Raw genomic sequence first — 25,160 nt, forward strand, 5'->3', positions numbered from 1 at the left:
GTTACAACTCCTCCGCCAGAATCATCTCACTGATACCTTTGCCACCCGGCACCATCGGAAATACGTTCTCGGTCTGGTCGGTGATGAAATCCATGAACACCAGTCGTTCCTTCATTGCGAATGCTTCGCGCAACGCGGGCTCCACATCTGCGGGCTTCTCGATCTTCATGCCAACGTGCCCATACGCCTCGGCGAGTTTAACAAAATCCGGCAGGGAATCCATGTAGGACTCGGCATAACGGTTCCCATAGAAAAATTCCTGCCATTGACGCACCATGCCCATGTAGCGATTATTCAGATTCACGATTTTCAGCGGCAGATGATACTGCTTGCAGGTAGACAGCTCCTGAATGCACATCTGGATACTGGACTCGCCCGTTACGCAAGCGACATCGGAACCCGGATGGGCCAGTTGAACACCCATCGCAGAAGGCAACCCAAAACCCATGGTACCGAGGCCGCCCGAGGTAATCCAGCGCCGCGGCTGGTCGAATTTATAGTACTGCGCCGCCCACATCTGATGCTGCCCCACATCGGTGGTCACGAAAGCATCACCGCCGGTCACTTCCCACAGCTTTTCCACCACGAACTGGGGTTTGATAATGGGGCTGGCACGATTGTAATTGAGGCAATTTTTTGCGCGCCACAATTCGATCTGCGTCCACCAGGCCTTGATTGCCTTGGCTTCGGCCTTTTCCTTGCTGGCCTTGAGTAGCTTGATCATCTCATCCAGCACACCGCCCACATCCCCGACAATCGGCACATCCACCTTGACGCGCTTGGAAATGGATGACGGGTCGATATCAATATGCACGATGCGGCGCGCATCCCGGGCAAAATGTGCGGGTGAACCGATCACGCGATCATCGAAACGCGCACCTACCGCCAGTAGCACATCACAATGCTGCATGGTCATGTTGGCCTCGTAGGTACCATGCATTCCAAGCATTCCGAGAAACTGGGCATCCGAAGCAGGATAAGCCCCCAACCCCATTAGCGTATTGGTAATGGGGTAACCGAGCAGTTTGGCAAGTTGGGTTAGTTGGGCCGCAGCATTTCCCAATACCACGCCACCCCCTGCATAGATCAGCGGACGCTTGGCTTCAAGCAGCATTTGCACGGCTTTTTTGACCTGCCCGGAATGGCCCTTGACTACCGGACTATAGGAACGCATGTTCACCGTTTCCGGATAAGCGAATTCCTCGCTTTGCTGGGTAATATCCTTGGGGATATCCACCAGCACCGGACCGGGACGTCCGGTGGCGGCAATGTAGAACGCCTTCTTGATCGTGGTCGCCAGGTCCTTGATGTCTTTCACCAGGAAATTGTGCTTGACGCAAGGACGCGTGATGCCGACCGTATCCACTTCCTGAAAGGCATCCATGCCTATGGCAGGAACCGGCACCTGGCCGCTAATGATTACCAGCGGGATGGAATCCATGTAGGCGGTAGCGATACCCGTCACCGCGTTGGTCAGCCCCGGGCCGGAAGTGACCAATGCCACGCCTACCTTGCCGCTGGAGCGTGCGTAGCCATCTGCACCATGCACAGCAGCCTGCTCGTGGCGTACCAGCACATGCTTGAATTTATCCTGCTTGAAAATCTCGTCGTATATATTGAGAACTGCCCCGCCCGGGTAGCCGAATACAAATTCGACCCCTTCCTCGGCAAGACAGCGCACGGTGATTTCGGCGCCCGTCAATTCCATACCATGGCCAATCTGCCTAATTTATAGAACCTTCAATACTAATGGTTATCGACTGGCAGGTCAAAAAAACCATACGCGATTCCAGCCTTATTCCGGCTTTTGTTTGACCGCATGAATATGGGCCAAATAACTGCGCGCGCGATTCACCAATTCGCCAGGCAAGCCATTTTTCTCGGCAATGATCAAACCCAGGGATAATCCGGACTTGCCGAACTCCAGTTCGTAAGTCGGTGACAGGCTGGCATGATCGAAACGCATCGAAGCATTACACAGATAAATGTGATCATCCGCAAAGCTCTTGAGCGGTGTCAGGTGGGTGGTCACAATGCCATGTACACGACGGTTGGCAAGCTCATCCAGTACTGCCATGGCAAGCGAGGCGCCTTCCTCCGGATCAGTGCCGGTACCCAGCTCATCCATCAGCACCAGGGTATGCCGATCGGCTTCCTCCAGCAGTCTTTTCAGTACTTCAACATGCCCCGCGAACGTGGACAAATGATTGTGCAGGCTTTGTTTATCACCCACATCGACAATCACCCGGTTGAAGTTACCGATAATGCAATTACCTTCCGATGGCAAATGCAGCCCGCAATGCGCCATCGTGACCAGCAACCCGACTGTTTTCAGTACAACAGTCTTGCCACCTGTATTCGGCCCGGTAATGACCATCATCGATTGCCCATCTCCAAGATGGATGCTGAGCGGTACCAGACGCGTGATATTTTTTTGCTGAAATTGCAGCAATAACTGCGGATGATAGGCCTGCTCAAGCACCACTTTCGGCTCATCCACCAATGCAGGGGCACTCGCGTTGAGCGCTGCGGAAAACTGCCCGGCGGCAAGCGCCAGGTCCAGCCAGGTAATCGCATCCACCAGGCGGCTCAAATCGTCGAGATGAATACGTACCTCATCGGTTACTGCACGCAGGACGATTTGATTCTGTCCTTCGATCTGGCCATTGAAAGTTTCCAGACGGTTGTTATGTGCGACCGCTTCAATTGGTTCGATCAGAATGTCACGCCCACCACCAATCGAACCACGCCGCACCCCCTTCATCTGATCGGCATGGGTAGCGCGAACCGCCAGTACCGCACGCGTACCGTGCCAATGCACCCGGCTGTTTTCATCGAACATGCCCGCCATATCCGAACTCGCCATCCGCGCCTTCAGCTGCGCTTCAAGTTCCTGGCGTATCTGGTGATATTGTTTGTGCAGCGCATCCAGCGCCGGCGTAGCATCTTCACGCAAACGCCCGGCATGGCTGATGGTTTTGTCCAGCACCTCGACCAGCGCTGCGGGTGCCTTGAGCTCGTTGATACGTGCGAGCAATTCCGGGAAATCGCCAGCCAGCTCACACAACTTCAAACCCGTCTGCATTACCTGACGCAGGTTATGCAGCCCGCTGGCAGGTAGCGCGGCGCCCGGCTGTGCCGCCTGACGCAAAGCGGGACGGATATCCGGCACCTGATTAAAACGCGGCAACTTGTAGGCATCCACTACCTGGCGTGCGGCACTGACCGCGCGCTGCATTTCGCGTGCGATATCGAGATTGGGAGCGGGTTCCAGATTGCGCGCTGCATCGGCACCGTAGGGAGAAAACGTCAGGCGCTCAAGAATGCGGCGAATACCGTCGAATTCCAGCGCCTTGAGATCACTTTGCATGGAAAAAAGAATTTAAAAAAACAGCTAATGTAACAAACAAGCTAAAACGCTGCCAGTGCGGCGTTTTAGCTAACGGCACAGCGATGAATTTATTCGTGTGACGCGTCCGTCAGCGCCACCATGATCTCATTGATGGCAGCCTCTCGGTTATCCACCATCGCAACCAGATTGGCTACATTACACACCGTCATGCTAGAACCGTGCACGATCCAGCCTTTGGCCGGGGTCCAGCCGCGCATTTGGGAAAATAAAGAAAACAGATCCGTATTACCTGACACCATGCGCCGGTACCATTGTGCAAACTGCGCCATACGTTCCTGCATGTCCGCGGGAATCATGCCTTCACCCTCAAGTATCGTGCCATCATCCTGAAAACGGCACACGGCTATGACGCCATCCAGTACTAAAATTCGTTTGAGCGACATATACGCCCCTTATGCCTGGCAGGCTGAAATAGCAGCAAAAGCCACCTCGTAATCAGCGTCGCGATTTTTGACCACAACGCCACAATTGCCATTCACCACAGCAGACCAGTCAAGCCCAACCAGGGAAAACCCCTGCAGTGGCTCAAATCCTTTTTGTCCGGTGAGCGCTTCCCAGCCCCGCGCCTCCATGGTAGCAACCGCCATATTGGCGACACAGGTATGCGCCAGCAAATCGAGTACCTGCGGGGTCAGTTCGTTCCCTTCCTTGATTAGCTGGCCGGTCAGATCACCTTTATCAGTGTATGTAAACGCTGCCATTACGCCGGGGACTTCCATCAGTTTGGCCAGGTCCATATTTTCCTCCTGTTGCGATTTAGAATTTTTAGATTAAACCAGCTGTTCGGTTACATCACCGCCGATTTTGGAGTACATGGCTTTCAATACGTTATCGCTGATATCGCCTACTTTGGCGCGCATCACCGTCATTACGTCGTTCAGTACTCCCTGACGATTTTCCAGCATGCAAAAAAAATTGCCCACAGCACACACGCTAACCTGTTTTCCACGCACCACCCAGCCTTGCAGTGGACGGCAGCCGCAATGTTCGGCGAAAGAACTGAACATTTCAGCCTGCATACTGGCATTGAGTGTATTGGCGCGGCACAGAATCGATGCCATGCGGGCATATTCATCGGTAAGCCCGCCTTCGTATGTGTAGCGGTCACCCCGGTAGGCGTATTCTCCGGCTGCAATAACGCCCGGGATGGCCATGAGTTGTTTTGCTATATGCATATCCCCTCCTCCATTGTTATGCTTGCAACGAAACCGCGAACGCGGCTTACTGCCTTCTTTTGGAATAGAATAGAGATTATGGAAAAAAGTGCAACTCCTTCGTTACCAATAGCGGGTTTATGGCGCCGGATATCGGCAATAATTTATGAGACGCTACTGTTAGTATCACTTTGGCTTATCGCAGGCTTATTGTATTTCGGCCTCACCAAATTTTTGGGTTTCACCCAAGACGCCAATTCACCCGCAATGAAAACGCCATTTAGTATTTATTGTATGGTCGTAACTGTAGCCTATTTCACTTGGTTCTGGACGCATGGACAAACACTTGCGATGAAAACCTGGCGTATTCGGGTCGTTAGCCGGGAAGGCGCGCCGATCACATTAAAACAAGCGCTATTACGTTTTGCACTGGCTTTTTTGCTCATTCCGGCATTCGGTATCAGTCTGATTTGGGCCTTGTTTGATCGAGACAAACAATTTCTGCATGACCGTCTCGCCGGCACCAGACTGGTGAGAACCGACGTTTAGATTCATTGCGCTTATTGTTTCTGCACCTTGCGTATCATCGCGATCGCTATAAGCAGGAAGATCAAGGTCGGCAATAGGGCACTGATCAGCGCCGGCCAATCATTGAGCAGCCCCAGGTAGGCAAACAGCCGGTTCAGCAAGTGGTACCCCAAACCAAGCATGATCCCGGCGAACACGCGTGCACCCACCGCACCCGAACGCGGCCGGTGATACGCAAACGGCAAGGCGATCAGCAACATCACCGGCGCGGAAAGCGGATAAATCAACTTGGACCACAAAGCAATTTCATAGCGTTCTGTTCTTTGTTTGTTTTTGCGCAAATGCTGGATGTATGACCACAAATTGGATGCCGACATTTTTTCCGGCGCCACCAGCAGCACGCTCATGATTCCCGGTGTCAGCACCGAACGCCAGGTTTCTTCGGGCGTATGGCTGACGCTAATGGCACCATTTGCACTGAAATTGGTTTCGGTAATATCCTGCAGGCGCCAACGATTATCACGCAGATAATCACCCTGATTGGCATGGCTGATTTTCTGCAAATGAAAGCCATCGTCAAATGTGTATATATTCACATCACGCAACTCGTTTCCAGGCGTCACTTCGCGAATATTGATAAAACTTTGCCCATCCCTCACCCACAGCCCGGAACGGAAAGCCTGCGCCACCAATGTATGCGTTGCAGTCAGCTTGACCTGCTGGGCATAACGCTCGGAAACAGGCGCGATGAGTTCGCCAAACACGAATGTCAACAACGTAAACAGCAATCCGACGCTCATCAGATAGACTGCTACGCGCTGGATCGACATGCCCGACACCAGCATAATGGTGAATTCTGAATTGGCCACCATGCGTGCCAGCGCAAACAGCGTACCAATCAATGCCGCCACGGGTAATAACTCATAGACATGCCCCGGCACACTCAGAGCCACGAAAACCAGGATATTGAGCAAACCATAACCGCCCTGCCCCAAGGAACCTAGCTCGTTGAGCAAATCGAAAAAGGCATACAGCGTGATCAGCGCGGTAAACACAAACAGCGAACTGATCAGGATTTCTTTCGCCAGATAGCGAGCCAGGATTTTCATCGGCGTCTACGCCACCATGTACGCATGGAAATGCGCTGGTAGAACATCCACACCAGCACACCTGCCATTAGCAGATGTACTGCCCACATGCCGGCTAATGGCGAGATTTTCTGTTGTGCCACCCATGCCTGGGAAATACCCAGCAGGTTATTGTAGATAACGTAAATGAGCAGCGCCAAAATCAGTTTGAACGAACGTCCTGCGCGCGGATTGACAAAGCTCAGCGGGATCGCCAGCAAGGCCAGAACCGCAGCGCTGATCGGGAAACTCCAGCGCCATATCAATTCCGCTGTATTGGCGGGCGTAGGATCCTGCATCAGTTTGCTGGTGGACAGCACTTTAGGTTCGAAAGTCGATCGCTCGACAATATGGGTTGGTTCAATACGCACCCAATAGCGGCCGAACTCGACGGTTTTGTAATCAGCGCGCCCTGGTACGCCTTCGTAGCGCCGGCCATTTTCCAGTACCAGATAACGCTCGCCATTGGGCAGTTCGGTATGAAAACCCTCTCTGGCAACGACAATCCCCAACTGGTGATTGTCCAGCGACTGCATGAATACGTTTTTCACCCGCGTACCAAGCTGCGACAGACTCTCGACAAAATAGACCCGGTCCGCATTTCTGGATTCGATAAACATGCCTGGCGAAATGGCCGACATATCGTCACGGCTATTCAGCATCCCCTGGTACAGATCTTTTTTCTGCAAGGCCCAGGGAATCACGGCAAGGTTAAGTGCAGCGATGGCGAACACCACGGGCAGCGCGAAATACAATATCGGCCTGATCCAGCTGAGCAAGCCCTGTCCGGCACTGAACCACACCACCATTTCGCTATCACGATATGCACGCGACACGGTCATCATGACAGTAATAAACAGGGCAAGAGACAACAGCACCGGCATAAAGCCGAGCAGGCCAAATCCGAGAAACGCCAATACTGCATCCAGCGCCAGCTTGCCGCGCGCTGCATCGCCAAGCAGCCGAATGAGCAGCGTGCTCAGGGTGATCGTAATGAGCACCATGGACACCGCCAGACAGTTATATACAAGTTCGCGCAGCAGCGCGCGTCGAAAAATCATTTTTGCGGAGGATAATGGCGTAGTTGTTTTGACATTTGCCCCAACACTGCAAATAATGCATTGAAGTACCTGGGCCAATCGAGTCGCAGTTTAGAAATCACTCGGATAACATTAAGGAGTACATCGGTGGAATTTAGCATAAAAAGTACCAGCCCTGACAAACAACGTACCGCCTGCATCGTAGTGGGTGTACATGAATCGCGCAAACTCTCGCCTGCAGCCACGCAAATCGACCAGCAGGCTGACGGCTATCTGACCGACATCCTGCGCCATGGCGACATGGATGGTCGCCTGGGCAGTACCTGCGTATTGCATAAGGTACCGGGCACGATTTGTGAACGGGTATTGCTGGTCGGACTCGGGCGCGAACGTGACATGAACGAGAAATCCTACCTGGATGCCTGTCATGCAACACTCAAGGCACTCGCTGCCAGTGGCGCAACCGATGCGGTTATCTATACGATTCAAACCAGCGTCAAGGGCCGCAATCTGGCGTGGAATATCGAACAGCTGGTTATCGCCGCCGAAGCCAGCCAGTACCAGCCCGGTAAACTCAAAAGCAAACAAGACAAATCACCTTCCAAACTACGCAAACTGACTTTAGGTATTGGTGATCGCGCTCAACAGGCAAGTGCCGAAACAGCCATGGCCCAAGGCCTGGCGATAGGCGCCGGCATGAGCCTGGCTAAAATGCTGGGCGACTTGCCCGGCAACGTCTGCACTCCAACCTATTTGGCCGGACAGGCGCAGGCCCTGGCGAAGTCGCACAAGCTCAAATGCGAGGTACTCGACAAAAAAGGCATCGAAAAACTCGGCATGGGTTCTTTCCTGTCGGTAGCGAAAGGCAGCCGGCAACCGCCCAAGCTGGTTGTGTTGCATCATAACGGCGGCAAAAAAAGCGATAAACCTGTGGTATTGGTTGGCAAAGGGATCACTTTCGACGCCGGCGGCATCTCGCTCAAGCCTGCCGCCGAAATGGATGAAATGAAATACGACATGTGTGGTGCCGCCAGTGTGCTCGGTACACTGCGCGCTATTGCAGAGATGAAGCTGCCGCTCAATGTCATCGGCGTTATCCCCACTTGTGAAAACCTGCCGGACGGGGACGCCAACAAACCCGGCGATATTGTCACCTCGATGTCAGGCCAGACCATCGAAATCCTCAACACCGATGCAGAAGGCCGGCTGATTCTGTGCGATGCGCTCACCTACAGCGAACGTTTCGAACCCGCCGCCGTAATCGATATCGCCACACTCACCGGTGCCTGTGTCATTGCCTTGGGACATCATGCTACCGGCATGTTCAGCAATCACAACGGTCTGGCGCAGGAAATCGAACACGCCGCTACCGCCTCGCAAGATCGCGTATGGCGCCTGCCGCTGTGGGATGACTACCAGCAGCAGCTGGACAGCAATTTTGCCGACATCGCGAATATCGGCGGCCGCGCAGGCGGCTCCATCACTGCTGCCTGTTTCCTGTCGCGCTTTACCAAAAAATACGACTGGGCGCATCTCGACATCGCCGGCACCGCATGGAAATCCGGCAAGGACAAAGGCAGCACCGGACGGCCCGTTCCGCTGCTGGTACATTTTCTGATGAACCGTGCCAGCAGGGCCAAATGACGCGCGTGGATTTTTATACGCACGCGCCGGACAAGCTGGATCTGGCGCGTATTCTCACCGGCAAGGCCTATCGGCAGGGACTAAAAGTCATGCTTTACTCACCCGACAGCCGGGTGATGGCGGATATGGATAAACGCCTGTGGGAAACACCCGCCAACAGTTTTTTGCCGCACTGCAAGTGTTCTGCGCCACACGCCGGTACCACGCCGGTGATACTCGGGGAGAGCGCCGATCACCTGCCGCACGATAACGTGCTGATCAATCTGCACGACAGCACGCCCACATTTTTCAGCCGTTTTGAACGCCTGATCGAAATTGTTTCGCTGGACGATGCCGATCAGGACGCCGCGCGCCTGCGCTGGCGTTTTTACAAACAGCGCGGCTACGAGATGCGCAATCATGACCTGCGTGAAAAGCAAACATGACTGATCCGATGCACCAACTGCTGGATAAGATGCAGAACCTCATGGGCAAGCATCGCGATGCGCCGGTGATGCACGAGACAGAACCCGCCGCACCATCGACCGGCAATGTGTCTGAAGCCACCCCGTTCCCGGTTTTAACTGACATCGTACGGCGCGGCGAAATCATTGCTGACGCACCTTCCTCAACGACGCAACCGGCACCGGATTTCGCCGATGCAGGCAGCACCCGTTTAACGGAGGAAATGGTGGATATTCCGGAATCATTCACCCCGGAGGAACAGACCGATCCCTATCCTGCTGTCGCCCCACCGGTGCTGACCGATATCGTCTGGCGAAACGAGGATCCGCTCTCCTGCGTGGCAACCGACGCTACGCAAACAGCGCCCGATATCATCGAGGATAGCGCTGCCGCAATTGAAGCAGCACACCCGGACACCCATGATTTCCCCCAACCCGAGGGACTGCCAGCCGATGTTGCGGATGCTCCGGAAGAAAACCCGCATTTAACTGCGCCTACCGTAGATATATCCAGCCCACTGCCACCGGTCGATGTGCCGTTCACTCCAGTAGAAATTACCCATCTCACCGCACCCATCGAGGAGCACCCCAAGCCTTTCACCAGCCCTGAGCAGGCCGAGCTGCTTGCCACTTCGGTCGCTACCCACGTACTGGGCATGATCGATGGCTACCTCATGCATGAGGTCAACACCGTGGTGGCACAACGTCTGCGCCGCGTTGTCGACGACGCCTTATCCACTTTACTCACCCAGCTTGCGCTCGACATGGAATCTCTCGTACGCGAAGCCGTGGTCGAGGAGCTGGCCCGGCATGGCATTCGTCGCGCCAACCCCGCGGAGAAGCCGCCCAATCCGGTATAATCGCGTGTTTTAAGGCTCAACAACACGCATCATGGAACTCGCCAAAAGCTTCGAACCCCGCGACATCGAGCAACGCTGGTATCAGCACTGGGAACAGTCCGGCTATTTCCGTCCCAGCATGGACGCCAGCCGCCCCGCCTACTGCATCATGCTGCCGCCGCCCAACGTCACCGGCACGCTGCATATGGGTCATGCGTTCCAGCATACGCTGATGGACGCACTGATCCGCTACCACCGCATGCAGGGCGACAATACCCTGTGGCAGCCCGGCACCGATCACGCCGGCATTGCCACCCAGATCGTGGTGGAACGCCAGCTCGACGCCAAAGGCGAGTCGCGGCATCAGCTCGGGCGCGAAACTTTCCTGAAAAGAGTATGGGAATGGAAGGAGCACTCCGGCTCCACCATCACCCGCCAGATGCGCCGTCTGGGCACCTCGTGCGACTGGTCGCGCGAACGCTTCACCATGGACGCAGGCCTGTCCGAGGCGGTGACGGAAGTATTCGTAAAGCTCTATAACGAAGGGCTGATTTATCGCGGCAAGCGCCTGGTCAACTGGGATCCGGTGCTGGGCACGGCGGTGTCCGACCTGGAAGTGGTATCCGAAGAAGAGGACGGCTTCCTCTGGCACATCCGCTACCCAATCGAAGGCGAGGACGGCTTTGTCGAAGTCGCCACCACCCGCCCGGAAACCCTGCTCGGCGACGTCGCGGTGGCGGTGCACCCCGACGACGAACGTTATAAACATCTCGTCGGCCGCCATGTGCGGCTACCGATTGCCGAGCGCAGCATCCCGGTGATTGCCGATGACTACGTTGACCCGGCGTTCGGTACCGGCGTGGTCAAAATCACGCCGGCGCACGACTTCAACGACTACGCCGTGGGCATACGTCACAAGCTGCCGCCGATCAGCGTGCTGACGCTCGACGCCAAAATGAACGACCTCTGCCCCACCGAATACCAGGGGCTGGATCGCTACGTGGCACGCGAGAAACTGCTCGCCGAACTGCAAGCCAAAGACCTGCTGGTCGCCGCTAAACCGCACAAGCTGATGGTGCCGCGCGGCGACCGCACTGGCGCCGTGATCGAACCCATGCTCACCGACCAGTGGTTTGTCGCGATGCAACAAATGGGCGCGAGCGGCCTCGATGCGGTCAAGTCCGGCAAGCTCCGATTCGTGCCGGAAAACTGGACCACCACCTACAACCAGTGGCTGGAAAATATCCAGGACTGGTGCATCTCGCGCCAATTGTGGTGGGGACATCGCATCCCCGCCTGGTACGACGAGGACGGCAATCACTACGTCGCGCGCAGCGAAGCCGAAGCGCGCAAACTCGCCGCCGGCCGCCCGCTGACCCGCGACGAGGACGTGCTCGACACCTGGTTCTCCTCCGCGCTGTGGCCGTTCTCTACTCTGGGCTGGCCGCAAAAAACCCCTGAACTGGGCGCCTTCCTGCCCGGCTCGGTACTGGTCACCGGCTTTGACATCATCTTTTTCTGGGTCGCGCGCATGGTGATGATGTCGCTGCATTTCACCGGCGAAGTGCCATTCCGCGAAGTGTATGTGACCGGCCTGGTACGCGATGCCCACGGCAACAAAATGTCCAAGTCCAAGGGCAACGTGATTGACCCGCTCGACCTGATCGACGGCATCGACCTCGACAGCCTGATCGCCAAGCGCACCACCGGCATGATGAACCCCAGGCAGGCGCAGGCCATCGCCAAACAGACCCGCACCGACTATCCGAATGGCTTCGCGGCCTTCGGCACCGATGCAATACGTTTCACTTTCGCCAGCCTCGCCACCCATGGCCGCGACATCAAATTCGACCTGCAACGCGCCGACGGCTATCGCAACTTCTGCAACAAGCTGTGGAATGCCACGCGCTTCGTGCTGATGAACTGCGAAGGCAAGGACGTGGGACTGGACGACAGCCTGCCGCTTACCTACTCCGATGCCGACCGCTGGATCATCAGCCGCCTGCAGCAGGCCGAAACCGAAGTCGCCAGTGCGTTCGCAGACTATCGCTTCGACATGGCGGCCCGCGCTGTTTACGAATTTGTCTGGGATGAATACTGCGACTGGTATGTGGAGCTTGCCAAGGTGCAGATCAACAGTGGCGATGAGGCGGCCGCCCGCGCTACACGCCGCACGCTGGTGCGCGTGCTGGAAGCCGCTCTGCGTCTGGCGCACCCGATTATTCCCTTCATTACTGAAGAGCTCTGGCACACCGTGGCACCACTGGCAGGCAAGCAGGGGCCGAGCATCATGACTCAACCCTACCCGTTAGCCGATACAACCAAAATAGATGCCAATGCATGCGAACGCATCGTGCTGCTGAAAGACCTGATCAACGCTACCCGGGGTCTGCGCGGCGAAATGAACCTGTCACCGGCATTGAAAGTACCCATGGCCATTAGCGGCAATGCCGCTACCCTCGCCGGTTTCGCTCCTTATCTGGCGGCGCTGGCAAAATTGAGTGACGTCAAAATAGACTCGGCGTTACCGCCCGGGGATGCGCCTGTGGCTATCATCGGCGACACCCGGCTGATGCTGCTGATCGAAATCGATCGAGACGCAGAAAAAGCCCGGCTGGAAAAAGAATTTGCGCGCCTGCAAGGCGAAATCACCAAATGCGAAGCCAAACTGGGCAATGCCAGCTTCGTGGATCGCGCTCCCGCCGCCGTGGTCGATCAGGAAAAACAGCGCCTGATGGATTTCAAGGACACTCTGGACAAACTGCAAGACCAGTTGATCCGACTCGCGGCACACACATAGTTATCTCCCATGCCGACCGGGGTCGGCATGGGATAATTATTCCTCCCCCCAGCGGTACTGGTGGCAGAACTGCTCTACGCGCTCCACCACTTCGGTACGCTCAAAAAAGCGATCAGCCCGGTTCAACCTGGCCTGATCGCGTTCATCGCGGCTGCCACCGAAACAGAATACGGGTACGTTAAGCATCCATTCCATACGCACCTGGCGTATGGCATCCTGCGGATCGAAATCATCTGTCAGCGTATCCAGATCGAGAAATATGAAGCGATGCAACAGAACATCATGAAACTCACCCAGACTCTCGAGATCCAGGGTTTCCACCATCTGCCAGCCTGGTGGCAAGTGCGACCGCAGTTGCGCCGCCACATCCGCATCGTTGCTCATCAGGATAAATTTGCGTTGCAGACGCGCTTCGATAGTGGGTTGACTCATATGGCCTCCGGATTGAAATAAGCGGTCTCGATAATGCGCTCCGCCCATAGACGTGATGCAGTGTTATCCAGATAACGGGCCAGGGCCACGATAATTGAATCATGCTCATTTTCCAAATGCACCTCTGGTAAACCGGGAGCGACGGACAGTGCCACTCGCGCGAGTTGTCGCCCATGGGTTAGTACCCGCACCCAGTCATTCCCGTACTGGCGCTCGGTCAGAAAGCACGCTGCATTGATTTTGATGCCGTGGGGAATCATGCGTTGACTCGCTTCGTGATCAGGGATCAGTTCTGCGCGCCAATCGTCACTGGCAGCACGCTCATCCTCTCGCAACAACGACTGTTCCCAGCGCCAACCAAATTGAGCATTCGCTGCACGGCGATACACCATGGACAGCCATTCCCAGTCGGGCACATTGGCATGTTGCGACCAGCAGGTAAGCGATGCACGCAAGGCCTCAAGCAGCCACTGGTAAAAACCAGCAGAAGGAGCAGCCACGCGCCCGGCAAACTGTTCAATGGGAAAATTCAGCATAAAGCTTGATCCCACCACGCCGGCGCGACCAATGGTAGCGGCGCCGCTTCCCGCGAGCTTGCTGCCATGCAGCCAGATATCCTGTACCTCAAGCACTGCAAGCAGCCCGGCTTCCCGGTAAACCTGAACAATAGGCTGCAGGGCATGCGCGTACCAATCAACAGTGCGGAACGGAAAAAAATCCAGTGGCGCCACCAGCACCACACACGCTTGATCAGTATCCACCCAAACGCTGCCACCCCCCAATGGACGCCGTACTACCGGCACATCCGCATAGGCGGTACTGAGCTCAACGGACGCGGATTGATGCTGCCCCAGGCAAACATGTGGTTGTGGTCTGCCCCATATCACAGCGGGTAAATCGCCGGGTTGCATGGCTTCTGCCACACCTGCGTAGGTGGCATGGTAATCCCACGGATCACAGCAACCCAGATCAATCCAGCGCGCCTTCAGGAGGCGGATGGCTCGTCTCCCTCAGCAGGCTTGTCGGTATTTTCCTTGAAAAACTTGCCGAAATAGAAATCACGCCGGTTCAGTTGCTCCAACTCTTCAGCGCGCGCAGTCAAACCTGCGCGCATGATTTCAACCAGATACTGTCCCTGTTCGGCGTCAAGAATATGGATTTCATTGATCAGATCCTCATCCACATCCACGAAATGAGCGGCAAAACCTTCAGGTGCCTGCACATGCAGTAACCAGGACTTGCAATCCGGGTCCTCAGCATCCACCGGACTCATGCTGATTTTACCCAGCCACGCCATACGCGCCGCCTGGTTGAAATAACGGATATCGAGCTTCTTGCCTTTCTTGTATTTGTTCAGTTCATTTTTTAACGAACCCACATCGGTGACTTTAATTGATTTCATAACTGATCTTTCCTGATTTTCGAACTTTAGAGTGTGACGAATTTAACGTAAGCCTGCAACAAAAAGCCCCGCCGCAGCGGGGCCATGACCGAATTTCTTTTTTTATTCTGTCGTTGCACCCGCCACCTTGCTCATGGTGTCGCGGATTTCATCCGGAATTTCGATAATCCGCGTGAAATGCCCCATACTCAGATTCGGCCAGCCAAGTGCGATACGATAACGCGCATAGAGAGAATATACCTTGTTACCGACGATATAGATTTCATAGGGCAGACCAGCGATGTAATCTGTACCGCCTACAGTGTATACCCAGCGACCATCACCCATTTTGGCGTCATTCATGGCAACGCCGAATACGGCGATTTTTTTGTCCGGCATAACCACCTCATACACCTCGCCTGTATGATTCACGCCTCTGGCAAGATTATCGCGTACCGTTGTCACGGCCGCATTGAAATCAGGCAGCGTATTAAGCTCATTCTTGTCTGAATTGAAACGCTCCATGCCCGGCATATATCGATATTCAGATAAATACGCGGCTCGCTCATCGCCGCCAAATCCTGCCCCATCACCCAGCGCCTGCTTCAATTTTGCCTGCACGGCTTTGACAACTGGTTGCTCGAGAGGAAATTTGTCGCGGAAAAAAGCCCGGTACCAATAATCCGGATTCATGTATGAAACCGTACCATCGGCCTTCACACCAATTCTAATACCAGCACCGACAATATTGCTACCACCGATACGGCGGATCGCATCCAGTATGCCTTTGTCACTGACCACCAGCACTGCATATTGCGGCAAATTCTGTATCCGGTATTTGCCCAACGTGGCAAACCCTGCAGCCTCGGTCTTTTTTTCAACTGCGGCCAGCACTTGCGATACCTCGCCGCCCGTTACGCTATCCGCGGAAATATAAGGCGCCACCGCCAGCACACATGGCGACCATAACAAACACAATAACAATACGAATACACGTTTCATTACTATCACACAGCTGTTTGACAGGTTAAAAATGCAAAAAGGCTGAGGGGACGAACCCCTCAGCCTGATTGTACTGCTTTTTGAAACCGACTAACTCAGATCGGCTTGATTACATCTTCCAGGCGTAAGCGACACCAATCGAATTTTGATACATTTTGATGGTTTCAGTGCCACCAAACGAAGGTGACTGACCAGATACAGAGTTCTCAAATGCATGCATGTAAGATACGGTCAGTTCATTGCCTGCGGAGGTGAGGTAAGTCACACCCAAGGTAGCGTGATCTTTAACTACCCCTGGAGCGATGATGTTGAAAGTCACGTCTTTCGCTTGAATCGGGTTGTCGCCATGGTTGTAACCCGCACGCAGCGTCCAGTGCTTGTTGTACTGATAGGCCATACCCAACTTCCATACATCGATGTCTTGCCAACCAAAACCAGGCCCACCGCTGGTACCTAATTGTGCTTGGTTGGAACCCGAATTAGAAATAGATTTCACGCCGCTGTAATTGATACGCTGATAGTCAAGTGCCAGAGTCAATTCAGGCGTAGCCTGGTAAGCAATACCCAGATTGTAATTTTCCGGCATATCAAACGCACCTTGTTCGGCGAACAATCCCTTATATCTGTCGAATTTCTGCATATTCATTTTCGTAGCATACGCAGCACCAATGGTGATCGTTGGCGTGATTTTACCCATATAACCTACACGCAGCCCGTACCCGTAGGATTGGTCATATCCTCTATTGGTAACGTTATTGGGGCTGCTGGAGCGTGTCGACGTTGCAAAAGCCTGCAGGCCATCTGCCTTGAAGCTCTGGTAACCGATCAATGGCGAAATACCAATGGAGTGATTAGGAGCAATCTTGAACGAAACCGTAGGTGCCACAATCAGTTGCATCAGGTCAACGCCAAGTCGACCTTGCCCGCATAGCGCATTGAGAGCTGGTCCGCTCGATCCACAGTTAGCTGCCGGGACTGTTCCACCTGCATAATCCGTATTCATGCCACCGTTACCATATACGGTCACGCCCAATGACATATTGGGATTCAGCATTTTGTTATAGCCGAACTCCGGTACAGGGAAGTAATTGCTATCGCTACTTTGAGAAAAATTTGGACCGGTATTCGTCCGGCTCGCCGAACGCCTGGGAGAAAACAGGCTTATTCCAAGATTAAGCTGATCACCTGCGAACACCATGCTGGCCGGGTTATTGGCACCACCGAATGCATCATCAGCCATCGCTGTCGCTGCGCCGCCCATACCGTTTGCTTTCATGCCGTAACCGCTGGAGAAATAACCGTTGGTTGCCATGGCGACGCCAGGCAAAACGAAGCCGGCAACGGTCATCAGGCCAATTAATTTTTTGAGTTTCATGTAAGTAGTCTCCAAGGATTATTAATAATATGAACAACGCTAACTTAAATTTATTATTATTTTGAGGGATAGTACACTTGTCACATTGACCTGTACAAGCCCGATACGAAACAAGCTTAGAGCGGTGTAGTTTTTTTGCAACAAAAAACCGGGTGATAACACACCCGGCTTAAATTTGAGCTGAGCTGAACTTAAATCAACCCGGCTCCAATCTCTTCACCCGCCATCTGGCGCTTGACGATTTCTACGTCCTTGCGCGCCAGCGCAAACGGGAACGAGAGGATGTCTGAGGGGCTGGAATCACCGTACGGACGGTTGCAAGCGGATACTTCTTCGTCATCCTTGCCAGGGCAGCCGGAAGTCTGGAATGGCTTGCCGGAATTGACCAGATCCGTCAGTTCGTCTTCTGCCACACCAAAATCAATCACTTTACCATCTGCATCGAACAGCATCTTGCTGACATGGCCGCCTGCGTAGTCAATAATGAAACGCGCCAGTTGCACGCGACGCCATTGGCCTTTGTCACAAGCGGGCCAGTCTTCCATCATTGAGCCCTGCTCGGGGTAGAAGGCGAACATATGGTTATGGCCACCCATGTCCTTGATCTTCTGGCAGGCTTCGAGAATCTCCTGCTCGGTCTCGCCCATGCCGCAAATCAGATGGGCACCAAATTTCTCCGGGCCGAATATTTCTGCTGCCCACTCGATGGCCTGCCAGTATTTACTGAAGCGGTGCGGGCTGTCCACGGTCTTGCCGCGGGTGCGTTCGAAAATTGCCGGGGTGACCGCATCCAGCGCCACGGTAAAGATGTCAGCACCCATCTTGTGCAAGCGCACCAAGTCGTCTTTTTCCATGGTAGTTGGATTGGACAAAATGGAAACCGGGATATGCGGCAGTGCTTTCATCCATTTATCCAGCAGCACGAAAGTATCGGCATCGGAATTGGGATGGGTAATCATGGAAATGCACATGCGCTGGAACTGGCCTTTGTCATTACCCACTTTGACGCGCTCGATGACTTCGTCGTAACGGGCGGTAGGCCAGTCCACGCGGATGAAGTTGCGATCCGCGTAATCGCGCGATTCTTCACGGTGCCTTGCCAGACCACAATAAGTACAGTTGGCGCGACAGCCTTCCGGATAGGTCACCAGCAGGTTGAGGCAGTTGGTGCAGGCGGTGCGGTGCATGTTACCCGGCACAAGTCCCAGCGTAATCGCGGCTGCAGTGCTCATTTGCACATACTCGGGCGAACGCATATCCGGGGTTTTGACATGATAGTTGGGGCGGTAGAACTGTACGACTTGGGGTTGATCCAGTACGGCGCTCATGCGACTCTCCTTAAAAGCACGGTTTGCAATTATTCAAGCAGCGAAATAATCCGGGAAGGCAATCCAGCTCTTGCGATGCAAGGGATCTGTATGTGCTTCCTCGGTGTTCCAGAACTTGTCCAGCCAGCGGCGACGTTGCGCCGCGCGATTTACCGCGACTTCAAACTGGTCACGGACGTCTTCTTCAAAATCTTCCAATGCGTCACTGTCATTGTATTTTAGCAGCGCCACAGCAGCCTGCCCGGCGCGTTCGCCGGAGATCACCGCCGCTGCAATACCTGCGCCTGTGATCGGATGGGTAAGGCCCGCCGCATCGCCGGTAAATAACACCTTGCCCACCACCAGGTGCTCGCGTAAACCACCCACCGGAATCGCGCCGCCGGTCCGGTAGCTGATCTCGGCACCGACCAAGTCTTGTGCCATCAATTGCTGATGCAACGCATCAAGCGGTGCTTTCATGTCGCCCGCGAAACGTTTATCCAAACCCAGCCCAAGATTCGCCAGATTACCCTTGGGGAATAACCAGGCATAGCCCCCGGGATAATCGGGGGAGAGCCAGATATCGGTCTCCACATAAGCACGCTTCAGTGGGACGGTATACTGACGCGTGGTCACCACTTCCATCTCGGGCAGTCCCAACGCCTCCGCAACGGTCGAATGTGGGCCATCGGCCGCTATCAAAAGCTTGTAAGTGATGTCAACTTCGCCAGACGGCGTTTTGATTCGCGCTGTAGATTTCTCAACATCAAGCTTGGTCAGCCGACTATCCAGCGTCAATTCGGCGCCCTGTGCCATGGCCTCATGAGCCAATACCTGATCAAATGCGGCACGGTCTATCATCAGACCGGGAAACTCTGTCGCAACTACGGCACCCGAAGGCAAGTAACTTTTCATCCCGTTGATGTGTTGTAACAGCACACCGTCTGCCTTGGCATATTTACCCATCGGCAGTGGAATGAATTCTGCGCACTGCACGGGCAACCCAATTTCATGGCGGCGATCCACACCCAATACGCTTAGTCCGCCCTGTGCTGCAGCAGTGGCGGCGGCTGCCCCAGCCGGACCCACGCCGATAATCAACACATCGACATCGCGCATCATGCTGTCGACTCGCTTGCTGATTGAGCCAAGGCTTCCTGCAATACACTGACAAAATCATCCGCCGTCAAAGTCAGCATGTCAACGGTGCGCTCGGCAAAAAACCGCCCCACGTTGAGTGCCAGCTGTTCAACCCGCGTATCGCGTAGCACCGCCTCCAGATCAGCAAGCGTGCGCCTCGGGCTGATGAATACATCGCCGGAAAACCACACTTGCTTGATGCGGCTCTGGCTACGGTCGTATGCCACACTGACCCGTAACAGACCACCAGAAAATTTGCGTACGGCGTCCAGTACAGGACGATCGCTTGCGGGACGCGCAAGCAAGTTGACCCAGTCGGAATGATCAATTTCAGCCAGTGCGCTGTGATAAAGCACCTCTTCATGCGAGGAAAGCAAGGCAGGGGTAAATTCCACACTGAATTCTTCAGCAAATGCGCTTGCCAGCGCAGACTGCACCTGACTCATTGTCGGCACCTGGCCCAGCAGGTCGCCCAGATTGGCCACGCGTTCACGCGCCGAAGCAATGGCTTTATCGGAAAGTTTTTCAGCCGGTATTCTGAGCACACGCAGCATTTTTTCCACGTCGAACTCGATCAGCAGCGTGCCCTGGTACATCAACGCATTGCCGTCAAATGCGCCGCCAGTACCGGATATTTTACGGCCATCTACCTCAATGTCATTGCGCGGCCGGAACTGCGCATCCACACCCAGCGTCGAGATGCCGCGTGCCGCCGCTTCACAGATGCGGCGTGCGATTGTGGTCATGTCTGCTGTGCCCAGTTCATGCTTATGCAGGTACAGTTCCCAACCTATCTGAGTGGTGTCGAAATAGAGTGCCCCGCCGCCGGTAATACGGCGCTGGATGGTGATACCGTGTTCACGGCAATAGTCCAGGTCGAGCTCCTGCTCGGCACTCTGGTGATAACCCAACAGCGCACACGGCTCAAAACGCAAAAAACGTAATGTGCTGGGACTGGCATTTTCCTGGCGTGCTTCCAGCAACGCCCGGTTCAACGCAATGTTTTGCGCTGCGGGTCGCAGGCCGGTGTCAAGTAAACGCCAAGTGGTCACGTCATTATCCAGCTCAGCTGCAGCAGCCGCCCACGGCTTCGGGTGGACCGGCCATCACCACCTTGATGCCGCCAAGTGAACCGGTTGCGGCAACAGCCGGGCGCTTCATGCGCTCGTGTTCGATGACTTTCTGGATATCGACTTGCAGACCGGCATCTGCGGTTTCAATCGCCATGACTTCGTCGCCAATCGCGATGGAGCAACATGCCGGCGTAACGCGCACATCGCGTTCCAGACGCACGGCAAGTTCTACCATGCCATCTGATGGATGCGCCAAGCCATTGAGGCCGGCCATTACGGCGTAACTATCGATCTCCACCTTGGTGCGGCCGGGTGGACGGGCGCAGCCGAGCAATAAAGGCGTATCCGGCAGGGCGGCGCGAGCATCCATGAAAAAACGCCCGACTTCACCGCTATCCGGGGTAACGAATGGGCGATTTTCCGGCGCATAGAATGGCATCACCACCACCAGCACAACCGCCTGCGGCAGGTGGCGCTGGATCATTTCCAGCGCATTCCACTCACCGAGAAGATGTCCATAATGCAGGCCAATCACGATGTGCGGGACCACCTTGAGCTTGGTCGAAACCAGGTACTCCAGGGTTCTCTCAAAATCATCCACGCTACGGCGCAAATGATAAACCTGGGTGATCGTATCCTTCGAACCAATCACATCCATCATCGCAGCGTCGATGCCGGAATCTTCCATGCGCCGTGCAATATCCATATCCACCAATGCGGTGTGCATGGCTATTTTGAATTCGGGAAAGCTATCCTTGATACGTCGAATGGTTGCGTAGTAGTCGTCGTATTCGACTTCGTTGCGATGGTTCGAGCCGCCGGTCAACAGCATGCCTTGAGCGCCACCATTGATCTGCTCGTTAACCACGCGCCACAAATCCTCCGGGCTACGCGCTGCAATCATCGGCTCCAGAATTTTGGCTTTGCAATGATCACACTGCAATTTGCAATCGCCGCCGGTTATGGATACCGCCGGCCAGGCACTTTTTCCGCAACCGGTAATTTCCGAACTGGCAAATGCTTTAAAGGTCGGCGTATAAAAATTGACGCGCCCAACACCTTCACCACTCACCTGCGCAAATTTTTGCTGCATTTGTCCGACCAGGTTGGCATCCAATTCGATACCATCCAGCGGCTCAATGCGTTCAACGACTTCCAGCCAATCACTCATTGGTGTTTACCCGACCTCTTTGGTATGACTGCGGTTAAAACCTGACAGAAAACAATAAGGGCGATTGGACATCGCCCCTATCGTATCAAATACAGCCTGGTTAGCAGCCGCCGAAACCGTCCGCACCCATTTTGGTTTCAAAAGTAGTAGCAACTGCACCACCAGTAACCAGAGCGCCGGATTCACCATCCCAATTGCTGGGTTTCATTTTTACCAACCAACCACTACCGTATGGGTCTGCATTGATAGTCCCTGGCTTGGCAGTCACGTCAGGATTGATGGCCAAAATTTCACCGGTAACGGGTGCCTTCACCGGGCCAACCCATTTACCGGATTCCACAGTGCACACCGATTTATTCTGTTCAATGGATTTGCCCACTTTTTTCGGCGTATAGGATACGATCTCGCCAGCCAGAGAACACGCGTAAGCAGTCATGCCAATGGTCAGGGTGCCGTCTGCTTCACGGCGCGCCCATACGTTGTTGTCAACGTTATAGAAAAGATCGTCAGGTAGGTTACAACCGCGTACTGTTGCCATGCTCATTTCTCCTCGGAATGAAAATTCAATCAAACATTTAATGTCTGCAACATTGATTGCAAACGGTTTCGCAATATATTTAAGCGAAATTCTAGCGCCCAGCGCGTCAAATCAGAAATACATGGATTTGTCGCTGCTCAAAATCAAATCCGCAAGGGCACCCGCATTGGATACCTCATCTATTTCAGCAATGATATCGCTGACGTCCAGCTCGTAGCCGGGCATCGCCGGCTTGCATAGGTGTAATTTTACTCCAGCCACTTTCGCATCGCGAATAAATTCAAGTATGGTCTTGCCATCCTTCATCGCCGCCAGATTTTCAGCTACACCTTTTTTCGCCAGCATTACACCTTCCATGGTAAAAAAAATGTGAACATCGGAATCCATGGAGGCCAATATGGCGCCGATATAAAACGGCGTGGCGCAACGATGCGGCGTAGATGGGCCACTGGTCATCACAATCACAACCGATTTTTCTTCGTTGTCCAGATAATGACTGTCCGCCATCAGCGCGCACCTCGTTCACAATGGATATCTTCGCGCCGTGCACGTTCGCAATAGCCAGCTTGTGCGGCGTCACCGGTCAGCATCACGGACAACGCATCTTCAACTGCGCCTGAAGGCCTAACTCGCGCGATCCATGCCTCATAAGGTTCGATATTCAACAGATTCGGGTCTTCCAGCACGCTATGGTTGGCTTCTTCTATCACGCAGTCGAATACATTCGGCACGGGTCCTGCCCATTTGCCGCTCTCTATGGTCGCGACCGGTTTACCTATCGGACGCAATGTACCCGGACGGCGTACACGCACGTGCAGAATTTTCCCTGCGACCGTTTGTGAAATATCCGTCATGCCCACTGTCAGAGTACCGTCTTCTTCGCGACGTGCCCAAATTTGGTATTGATCATCATAGTAAAGTTCCGATCGGAACTCACAGCCATTGCATTCCATATTGTTGTGTTATGGCGCGTATATTTAGTTGGCTAAAATAACTGGCTACAATAAATTGGGCGCGGTGTACGCGCCCAATTTATTGTTGGCTCGCAAATTGCGAGTCACGCCACGCTTGTGCGCTTAGACTACGCCTTTGGCATGCAGAAAGTCCAGCGAATCGCTGACGTTTTCATGCACTCCAAGCTTACGTGCAGACAGCCCCATGGCCAGACCAAGCAACTGTGTAAAGTACAAAATCTTCACATTGGTTTTGATACCAAATTCAGTTTCAGCACGCACCTGATGCATTTCCAGGCCGGAGTGGCATGTTGGACATTCGGTGGCAATCACTTCTGCGCCTGCATCCTCCGCTGCCTGAATAATATTCAGTACAAGTTGGGTTGATGTATCGGCGTCGGACAGAGTATGAGCCCCTCCGCAACACGCAGTCTTGAGCGGGAAATCCACATTGATCGCACCAGCTGCACCCAACAGGTCATCCATAAAATGTGGCTTATAGCTGGACTCGGAACCCGGGCCCTGATCTTTTTCAGGATAAATCTGGCGTGGACGCGTATACATGCAGCCATAGTAGTTGGCGATCTTGATACCATTCAGACTCTTGGAGATTTTCTGTTTAATCCCTTCGGTGCCCAGATCTTCCATCAGCCATTCAAGCAGGTGAACGGTACGCACATCGCCCTTATATACGGGGTCATCGGATTTCTTGGCTAGACTCTGAATGGTTTCCAGTGATTCTTCCGAAGTGGCCAATTCATATTCGGTCATTTTCAGATTCATATAGCAGCCGTTGCAAGGAGCCATGACCGTATCGTAGCCCATTTGCTCACTGGCGATAGCCATATTACGAGCGGACATATAAGTTTGCAGCATCGGATGAATGTTTTTCACCTCCATCGCGCCACAACAGTTCCAATCCTGCAACGTTTCCATTTCCAGACCCAAGCTCTTGACCAGTGCACGGGTGGAACGATCGTAAGGGCCGCCGGAACCTTCAAGCGCACAACCCGGATAATAAGCAACTTTAGCCATGTGCCAATTCCTTTTGTTCTTTCACATATTGTTTCAATACGTCACCGGTACGTCCCCAGGACTTCGTTTTTGGTTTGATGATCATCGCCAGCCCCATATGCAAGGAATGCATGATCGGGGTACGTGTCAGAAACTTGATGACATTGCCTTGGCGCAAGTCAGTCCATTTGTTCATGCGCGCCACAAAAATACCGAGCCAGCCATGCAACGCCATTTGCATCACGTCCTGCTTGCTATTCTTGAAGAAATTTGTCATCACTTCAGAGTCTTCAATGCGACCACGCTCCAGGCACTGGCGAGTAAATTCCTCGTCAAAAATACTGGAATTTGATTTTGGCCCGTAGCCTTCTTCTTCGATCCAATGCGCCAGCGCCTTCATCACACCCTCGGGGCGCACATCTTTGGGACAGATATTGGTACATTTATTGCACGAAACACACTGCCAGATTATGTCTTTATCTTTCAGGATTTCATCCGTGAGGCCCAGACGAACCAGATAAATCCAGTAACGCGGATTGAAATCGGTATTCTGAGCGTACATCGTGCAGGAATTGGTACATGAGCCACACTGCCAGCAACGGTGAACGTTTTCTGCGCCGGAATATGTTTTGAGTTTGGTTTCAAAATCATCATCATAATCCTTCAAGGTGCGCGGCAGGATCATGGTGTTCCAGTGACCTGACACATCCACTCCGTCTACGACCAGTTTGTCACTGGTAATCAGACGGTCTGCGTCGATCAGTGTTTTTTCGTGAATTGCCATTGA

26 protein-coding genes are annotated in these 25,160 nt (G+C 54.0%); 5 read left to right on the forward strand and 21 right to left on the reverse strand.

Annotated elements, in window-relative coordinates:
• Position 1: 1 nt before the first annotated feature.
• The 5 genes from ACYCZJ_RS00780 to ACYCZJ_RS00800 all read right to left on the reverse strand — a co-directional run bounded on the left by ACYCZJ_RS00780 (position 2) and on the right by ACYCZJ_RS00800 (position 4,587).
• Positions 2-1,708: an acetolactate synthase 3 catalytic subunit gene (locus tag ACYCZJ_RS00780; RefSeq protein ID WP_461552312.1), complete on the reverse strand. Its 1,707-nt coding sequence runs from the start codon at positions 1,706-1,708 to the stop codon at positions 2-4.
• An 87-nt stretch (positions 1,709-1,795) separates the two neighbouring features.
• A complete protein-coding gene (locus tag ACYCZJ_RS00785) occupies positions 1,796-3,370 on the reverse strand; it encodes an endonuclease MutS2 (RefSeq protein ID WP_461552313.1) in 1,575 nt (524 codons plus the stop codon).
• An 89-nt stretch (positions 3,371-3,459) separates the two neighbouring features.
• Positions 3,460-3,795, reverse strand: a complete 336-nt coding sequence (locus ACYCZJ_RS00790; RefSeq protein ID WP_461552314.1) for a DUF2173 family protein — start codon at positions 3,793-3,795, stop codon at positions 3,460-3,462.
• Between the two features lie 9 nt (positions 3,796-3,804).
• Positions 3,805-4,149, reverse strand: a complete 345-nt coding sequence (locus tag ACYCZJ_RS00795; protein WP_461552315.1) for a DUF2173 family protein — start codon at positions 4,147-4,149, stop codon at positions 3,805-3,807.
• A 33-nt stretch (positions 4,150-4,182) separates the two neighbouring features.
• Positions 4,183-4,587, reverse strand: a complete 405-nt coding sequence (locus tag ACYCZJ_RS00800; RefSeq protein WP_461552316.1) for a DUF2173 family protein — start codon at positions 4,585-4,587, stop codon at positions 4,183-4,185.
• 78 nt (positions 4,588-4,665) lie between these two features.
• On the opposite strand from ACYCZJ_RS00800, the gene ACYCZJ_RS00805 reads away from it, so the two are divergent.
• Positions 4,666-5,115, forward strand: coding sequence for an RDD family protein (locus tag ACYCZJ_RS00805; protein ID WP_461552317.1), 450 nt, complete (start codon positions 4,666-4,668; stop codon positions 5,113-5,115).
• 11 nt (positions 5,116-5,126) lie between these two features.
• Here ACYCZJ_RS00805 and lptG read toward each other — a convergent pair whose 3' ends face one another.
• Both lptG and lptF read right to left on the reverse strand, forming a co-directional pair.
• Positions 5,127-6,203 carry an LPS export ABC transporter permease LptG gene (gene lptG, locus ACYCZJ_RS00810; RefSeq protein WP_461552318.1) on the reverse strand — a complete coding sequence of 359 codons (1,077 nt, stop codon included), beginning with the start codon at positions 6,201-6,203 and terminating at the stop codon, positions 5,127-5,129.
• Complete coding sequence (lptF, locus tag ACYCZJ_RS00815) at positions 6,200-7,282, reverse strand: LPS export ABC transporter permease LptF (protein WP_461552319.1); 1,083 nt, start codon at positions 7,280-7,282, stop codon at positions 6,200-6,202. The genes lptG and lptF overlap by 4 nt, the downstream gene beginning before the upstream one ends.
• Positions 7,283-7,408: 126 nt before the next feature.
• Between lptF and ACYCZJ_RS00820 the strand changes: the two genes are divergently transcribed.
• The 4 genes from ACYCZJ_RS00820 to ACYCZJ_RS00835 are packed head-to-tail and all read left to right on the forward strand — an operon-like array spanning position 7,409 to position 12,987.
• Positions 7,409-8,905 (forward strand): leucyl aminopeptidase, encoded by a 1,497-nt coding sequence (locus ACYCZJ_RS00820; protein WP_461552320.1) that lies wholly within the window; start codon positions 7,409-7,411, stop codon positions 8,903-8,905.
• Positions 8,902-9,330, forward strand: coding sequence for a DNA polymerase III subunit chi (locus tag ACYCZJ_RS00825; RefSeq protein ID WP_461552321.1), 429 nt, complete (start codon positions 8,902-8,904; stop codon positions 9,328-9,330). The genes ACYCZJ_RS00820 and ACYCZJ_RS00825 overlap by 4 nt, the downstream gene beginning before the upstream one ends.
• Positions 9,327-10,208, forward strand: coding sequence for a hypothetical protein (locus ACYCZJ_RS00830; RefSeq protein WP_461552322.1), 882 nt, complete (start codon positions 9,327-9,329; stop codon positions 10,206-10,208). Before ACYCZJ_RS00825 ends, ACYCZJ_RS00830 begins: the two co-directional genes overlap by 4 nt.
• 31 nt (positions 10,209-10,239) lie before the next feature.
• Positions 10,240-12,987 (forward strand): valine--tRNA ligase, encoded by a 2,748-nt coding sequence (locus ACYCZJ_RS00835; protein ID WP_461552323.1) that lies wholly within the window; start codon positions 10,240-10,242, stop codon positions 12,985-12,987.
• Between the two features lie 36 nt (positions 12,988-13,023).
• Here the strand turns inward: ACYCZJ_RS00835 and ACYCZJ_RS00840 are convergent, their stop codons facing one another.
• From ACYCZJ_RS00840 to ACYCZJ_RS00905, 14 genes are all read right to left on the reverse strand, one after another.
• On the reverse strand, positions 13,024-13,419 hold the full coding sequence (locus ACYCZJ_RS00840; RefSeq protein WP_461552324.1) for a hypothetical protein: 396 nt from the start codon (positions 13,417-13,419) through the stop codon (positions 13,024-13,026).
• A complete protein-coding gene (locus ACYCZJ_RS00845) occupies positions 13,416-14,330 on the reverse strand; it encodes a lipoate--protein ligase family protein (RefSeq protein WP_461552325.1) in 915 nt (304 codons plus the stop codon). The genes ACYCZJ_RS00840 and ACYCZJ_RS00845 overlap by 4 nt, the downstream gene beginning before the upstream one ends.
• Positions 14,331-14,404: 74 nt before the next feature.
• Positions 14,405-14,821, reverse strand: a complete 417-nt coding sequence (locus ACYCZJ_RS00850; protein ID WP_461552326.1) for a hypothetical protein — start codon at positions 14,819-14,821, stop codon at positions 14,405-14,407.
• Between the two features lie 102 nt (positions 14,822-14,923).
• Positions 14,924-15,802 carry a hypothetical protein gene (locus tag ACYCZJ_RS00855; RefSeq protein WP_461552327.1) on the reverse strand — a complete coding sequence of 293 codons (879 nt, stop codon included), beginning with the start codon at positions 15,800-15,802 and terminating at the stop codon, positions 14,924-14,926.
• A gap of 109 nt (positions 15,803-15,911) precedes the next feature.
• Entirely contained in the window at positions 15,912-17,177 is a 1,266-nt protein-coding gene (locus ACYCZJ_RS00860) for an OmpP1/FadL family transporter (protein ID WP_461552328.1), read from the reverse strand.
• A 191-nt stretch (positions 17,178-17,368) separates the two neighbouring features.
• Complete coding sequence (locus ACYCZJ_RS00865; RefSeq protein ID WP_461552329.1) at positions 17,369-18,505, reverse strand: radical SAM protein; 1,137 nt, start codon at positions 18,503-18,505, stop codon at positions 17,369-17,371.
• A 33-nt stretch (positions 18,506-18,538) separates the two neighbouring features.
• A complete protein-coding gene (locus ACYCZJ_RS00870; RefSeq protein WP_461552330.1) occupies positions 18,539-19,606 on the reverse strand; it encodes a geranylgeranyl reductase family protein in 1,068 nt (355 codons plus the stop codon).
• Positions 19,603-20,676 (reverse strand): lipoate--protein ligase family protein, encoded by a 1,074-nt coding sequence (locus ACYCZJ_RS00875; protein ID WP_461552331.1) that lies wholly within the window; start codon positions 20,674-20,676, stop codon positions 19,603-19,605. Before ACYCZJ_RS00875 ends, ACYCZJ_RS00870 begins: the two co-directional genes overlap by 4 nt.
• Before the next feature lie 13 nt (positions 20,677-20,689).
• Positions 20,690-21,868 carry a radical SAM protein gene (locus ACYCZJ_RS00880; protein ID WP_461552332.1) on the reverse strand — a complete coding sequence of 393 codons (1,179 nt, stop codon included), beginning with the start codon at positions 21,866-21,868 and terminating at the stop codon, positions 20,690-20,692.
• A 100-nt stretch (positions 21,869-21,968) separates the two neighbouring features.
• The gene (locus tag ACYCZJ_RS00885; protein WP_461552333.1) at positions 21,969-22,406 is read right to left on the reverse strand and encodes a glycine cleavage system protein H; all 438 of its coding nucleotides are present in this window, start codon (positions 22,404-22,406) and stop codon (positions 21,969-21,971) included.
• 111 nt (positions 22,407-22,517) lie between these two features.
• Positions 22,518-22,913, reverse strand: a complete 396-nt coding sequence (locus tag ACYCZJ_RS00890; RefSeq protein ID WP_461552334.1) for a DsrE family protein — start codon at positions 22,911-22,913, stop codon at positions 22,518-22,520.
• Positions 22,913-23,359, reverse strand: a complete 447-nt coding sequence (locus ACYCZJ_RS00895; RefSeq protein ID WP_461552335.1) for a biotin/lipoyl attachment domain-containing protein — start codon at positions 23,357-23,359, stop codon at positions 22,913-22,915. Before ACYCZJ_RS00895 ends, ACYCZJ_RS00890 begins: the two co-directional genes overlap by 1 nt.
• Positions 23,360-23,482: 123 nt before the next feature.
• The gene (locus ACYCZJ_RS00900; RefSeq protein ID WP_461552336.1) at positions 23,483-24,394 is read right to left on the reverse strand and encodes a CoB--CoM heterodisulfide reductase iron-sulfur subunit B family protein; all 912 of its coding nucleotides are present in this window, start codon (positions 24,392-24,394) and stop codon (positions 23,483-23,485) included.
• Positions 24,387-25,157, reverse strand: a complete 771-nt coding sequence (locus ACYCZJ_RS00905) for a 4Fe-4S dicluster domain-containing protein (RefSeq protein ID WP_461552337.1) — start codon at positions 25,155-25,157, stop codon at positions 24,387-24,389. The genes ACYCZJ_RS00900 and ACYCZJ_RS00905 overlap by 8 nt, the downstream gene beginning before the upstream one ends.
• Positions 25,158-25,160: the final 3 nt, after the last annotated feature.

The sequence above is a fragment of the Sulfuriferula sp. genome (genome assembly GCF_054605375.1).

Excerpts from the sequence above, each read along its gene's own strand:
- ACYCZJ_RS00800 (WP_461552316.1), bottom strand. The coding sequence starts at position 4,587 with ATGCATATAGCAAAACAACTCATGGCCATCCCGGGCGTTATTGCAGCC.
- ACYCZJ_RS00830 (WP_461552322.1), top strand. The coding sequence starts at position 9,327 with ATGACTGATCCGATGCACCAACTGCTGGATAAGATGCAGAACCTCATG.
- ACYCZJ_RS00835 (WP_461552323.1), top strand. The coding sequence starts at position 10,240 with ATGGAACTCGCCAAAAGCTTCGAACCCCGCGACATCGAGCAACGCTGG.
- ACYCZJ_RS00845 (WP_461552325.1), bottom strand. The coding sequence starts at position 14,330 with ATGCAACCCGGCGATTTACCCGCTGTGATATGGGGCAGACCACAACCA.
- ACYCZJ_RS00790 (WP_461552314.1), bottom strand. The coding sequence starts at position 3,795 with ATGTCGCTCAAACGAATTTTAGTACTGGATGGCGTCATAGCCGTGTGC.
- ACYCZJ_RS00865 (WP_461552329.1), bottom strand. The coding sequence starts at position 18,505 with ATGAGCGCCGTACTGGATCAACCCCAAGTCGTACAGTTCTACCGCCCC.
- ACYCZJ_RS00840 (WP_461552324.1), bottom strand. The coding sequence starts at position 13,419 with ATGAGTCAACCCACTATCGAAGCGCGTCTGCAACGCAAATTTATCCTG.
- ACYCZJ_RS00780 (WP_461552312.1), bottom strand. The coding sequence starts at position 1,708 with ATGGAATTGACGGGCGCCGAAATCACCGTGCGCTGTCTTGCCGAGGAA.
- ACYCZJ_RS00850 (WP_461552326.1), bottom strand. The coding sequence starts at position 14,821 with ATGAAATCAATTAAAGTCACCGATGTGGGTTCGTTAAAAAATGAACTG.
- ACYCZJ_RS00785 (WP_461552313.1), bottom strand. The coding sequence starts at position 3,370 with ATGCAAAGTGATCTCAAGGCGCTGGAATTCGACGGTATTCGCCGCATT.
- lptF (WP_461552319.1), bottom strand. The coding sequence starts at position 7,282 with ATGATTTTTCGACGCGCGCTGCTGCGCGAACTTGTATATAACTGTCTG.
- ACYCZJ_RS00805 (WP_461552317.1), top strand. The coding sequence starts at position 4,666 with ATGGAAAAAAGTGCAACTCCTTCGTTACCAATAGCGGGTTTATGGCGC.
- lptG (WP_461552318.1), bottom strand. The coding sequence starts at position 6,203 with ATGAAAATCCTGGCTCGCTATCTGGCGAAAGAAATCCTGATCAGTTCG.
- ACYCZJ_RS00860 (WP_461552328.1), bottom strand. The coding sequence starts at position 17,177 with ATGAAACTCAAAAAATTAATTGGCCTGATGACCGTTGCCGGCTTCGTT.
- ACYCZJ_RS00870 (WP_461552330.1), bottom strand. The coding sequence starts at position 19,606 with ATGATGCGCGATGTCGATGTGTTGATTATCGGCGTGGGTCCGGCTGGG.
- ACYCZJ_RS00825 (WP_461552321.1), top strand. The coding sequence starts at position 8,902 with ATGACGCGCGTGGATTTTTATACGCACGCGCCGGACAAGCTGGATCTG.
- ACYCZJ_RS00895 (WP_461552335.1), bottom strand. The coding sequence starts at position 23,359 with ATGGAATGCAATGGCTGTGAGTTCCGATCGGAACTTTACTATGATGAT.
- ACYCZJ_RS00900 (WP_461552336.1), bottom strand. The coding sequence starts at position 24,394 with ATGGCTAAAGTTGCTTATTATCCGGGTTGTGCGCTTGAAGGTTCCGGC.
- ACYCZJ_RS00905 (WP_461552337.1), bottom strand. The coding sequence starts at position 25,157 with ATGGCAATTCACGAAAAAACACTGATCGACGCAGACCGTCTGATTACC.
- ACYCZJ_RS00855 (WP_461552327.1), bottom strand. The coding sequence starts at position 15,802 with ATGAAACGTGTATTCGTATTGTTATTGTGTTTGTTATGGTCGCCATGT.
- ACYCZJ_RS00795 (WP_461552315.1), bottom strand. The coding sequence starts at position 4,149 with ATGGACCTGGCCAAACTGATGGAAGTCCCCGGCGTAATGGCAGCGTTT.
- ACYCZJ_RS00890 (WP_461552334.1), bottom strand. The coding sequence starts at position 22,913 with ATGGCGGACAGTCATTATCTGGACAACGAAGAAAAATCGGTTGTGATT.
- ACYCZJ_RS00885 (WP_461552333.1), bottom strand. The coding sequence starts at position 22,406 with ATGGCAACAGTACGCGGTTGTAACCTACCTGACGATCTTTTCTATAAC.
- ACYCZJ_RS00880 (WP_461552332.1), bottom strand. The coding sequence starts at position 21,868 with ATGAGTGATTGGCTGGAAGTCGTTGAACGCATTGAGCCGCTGGATGGT.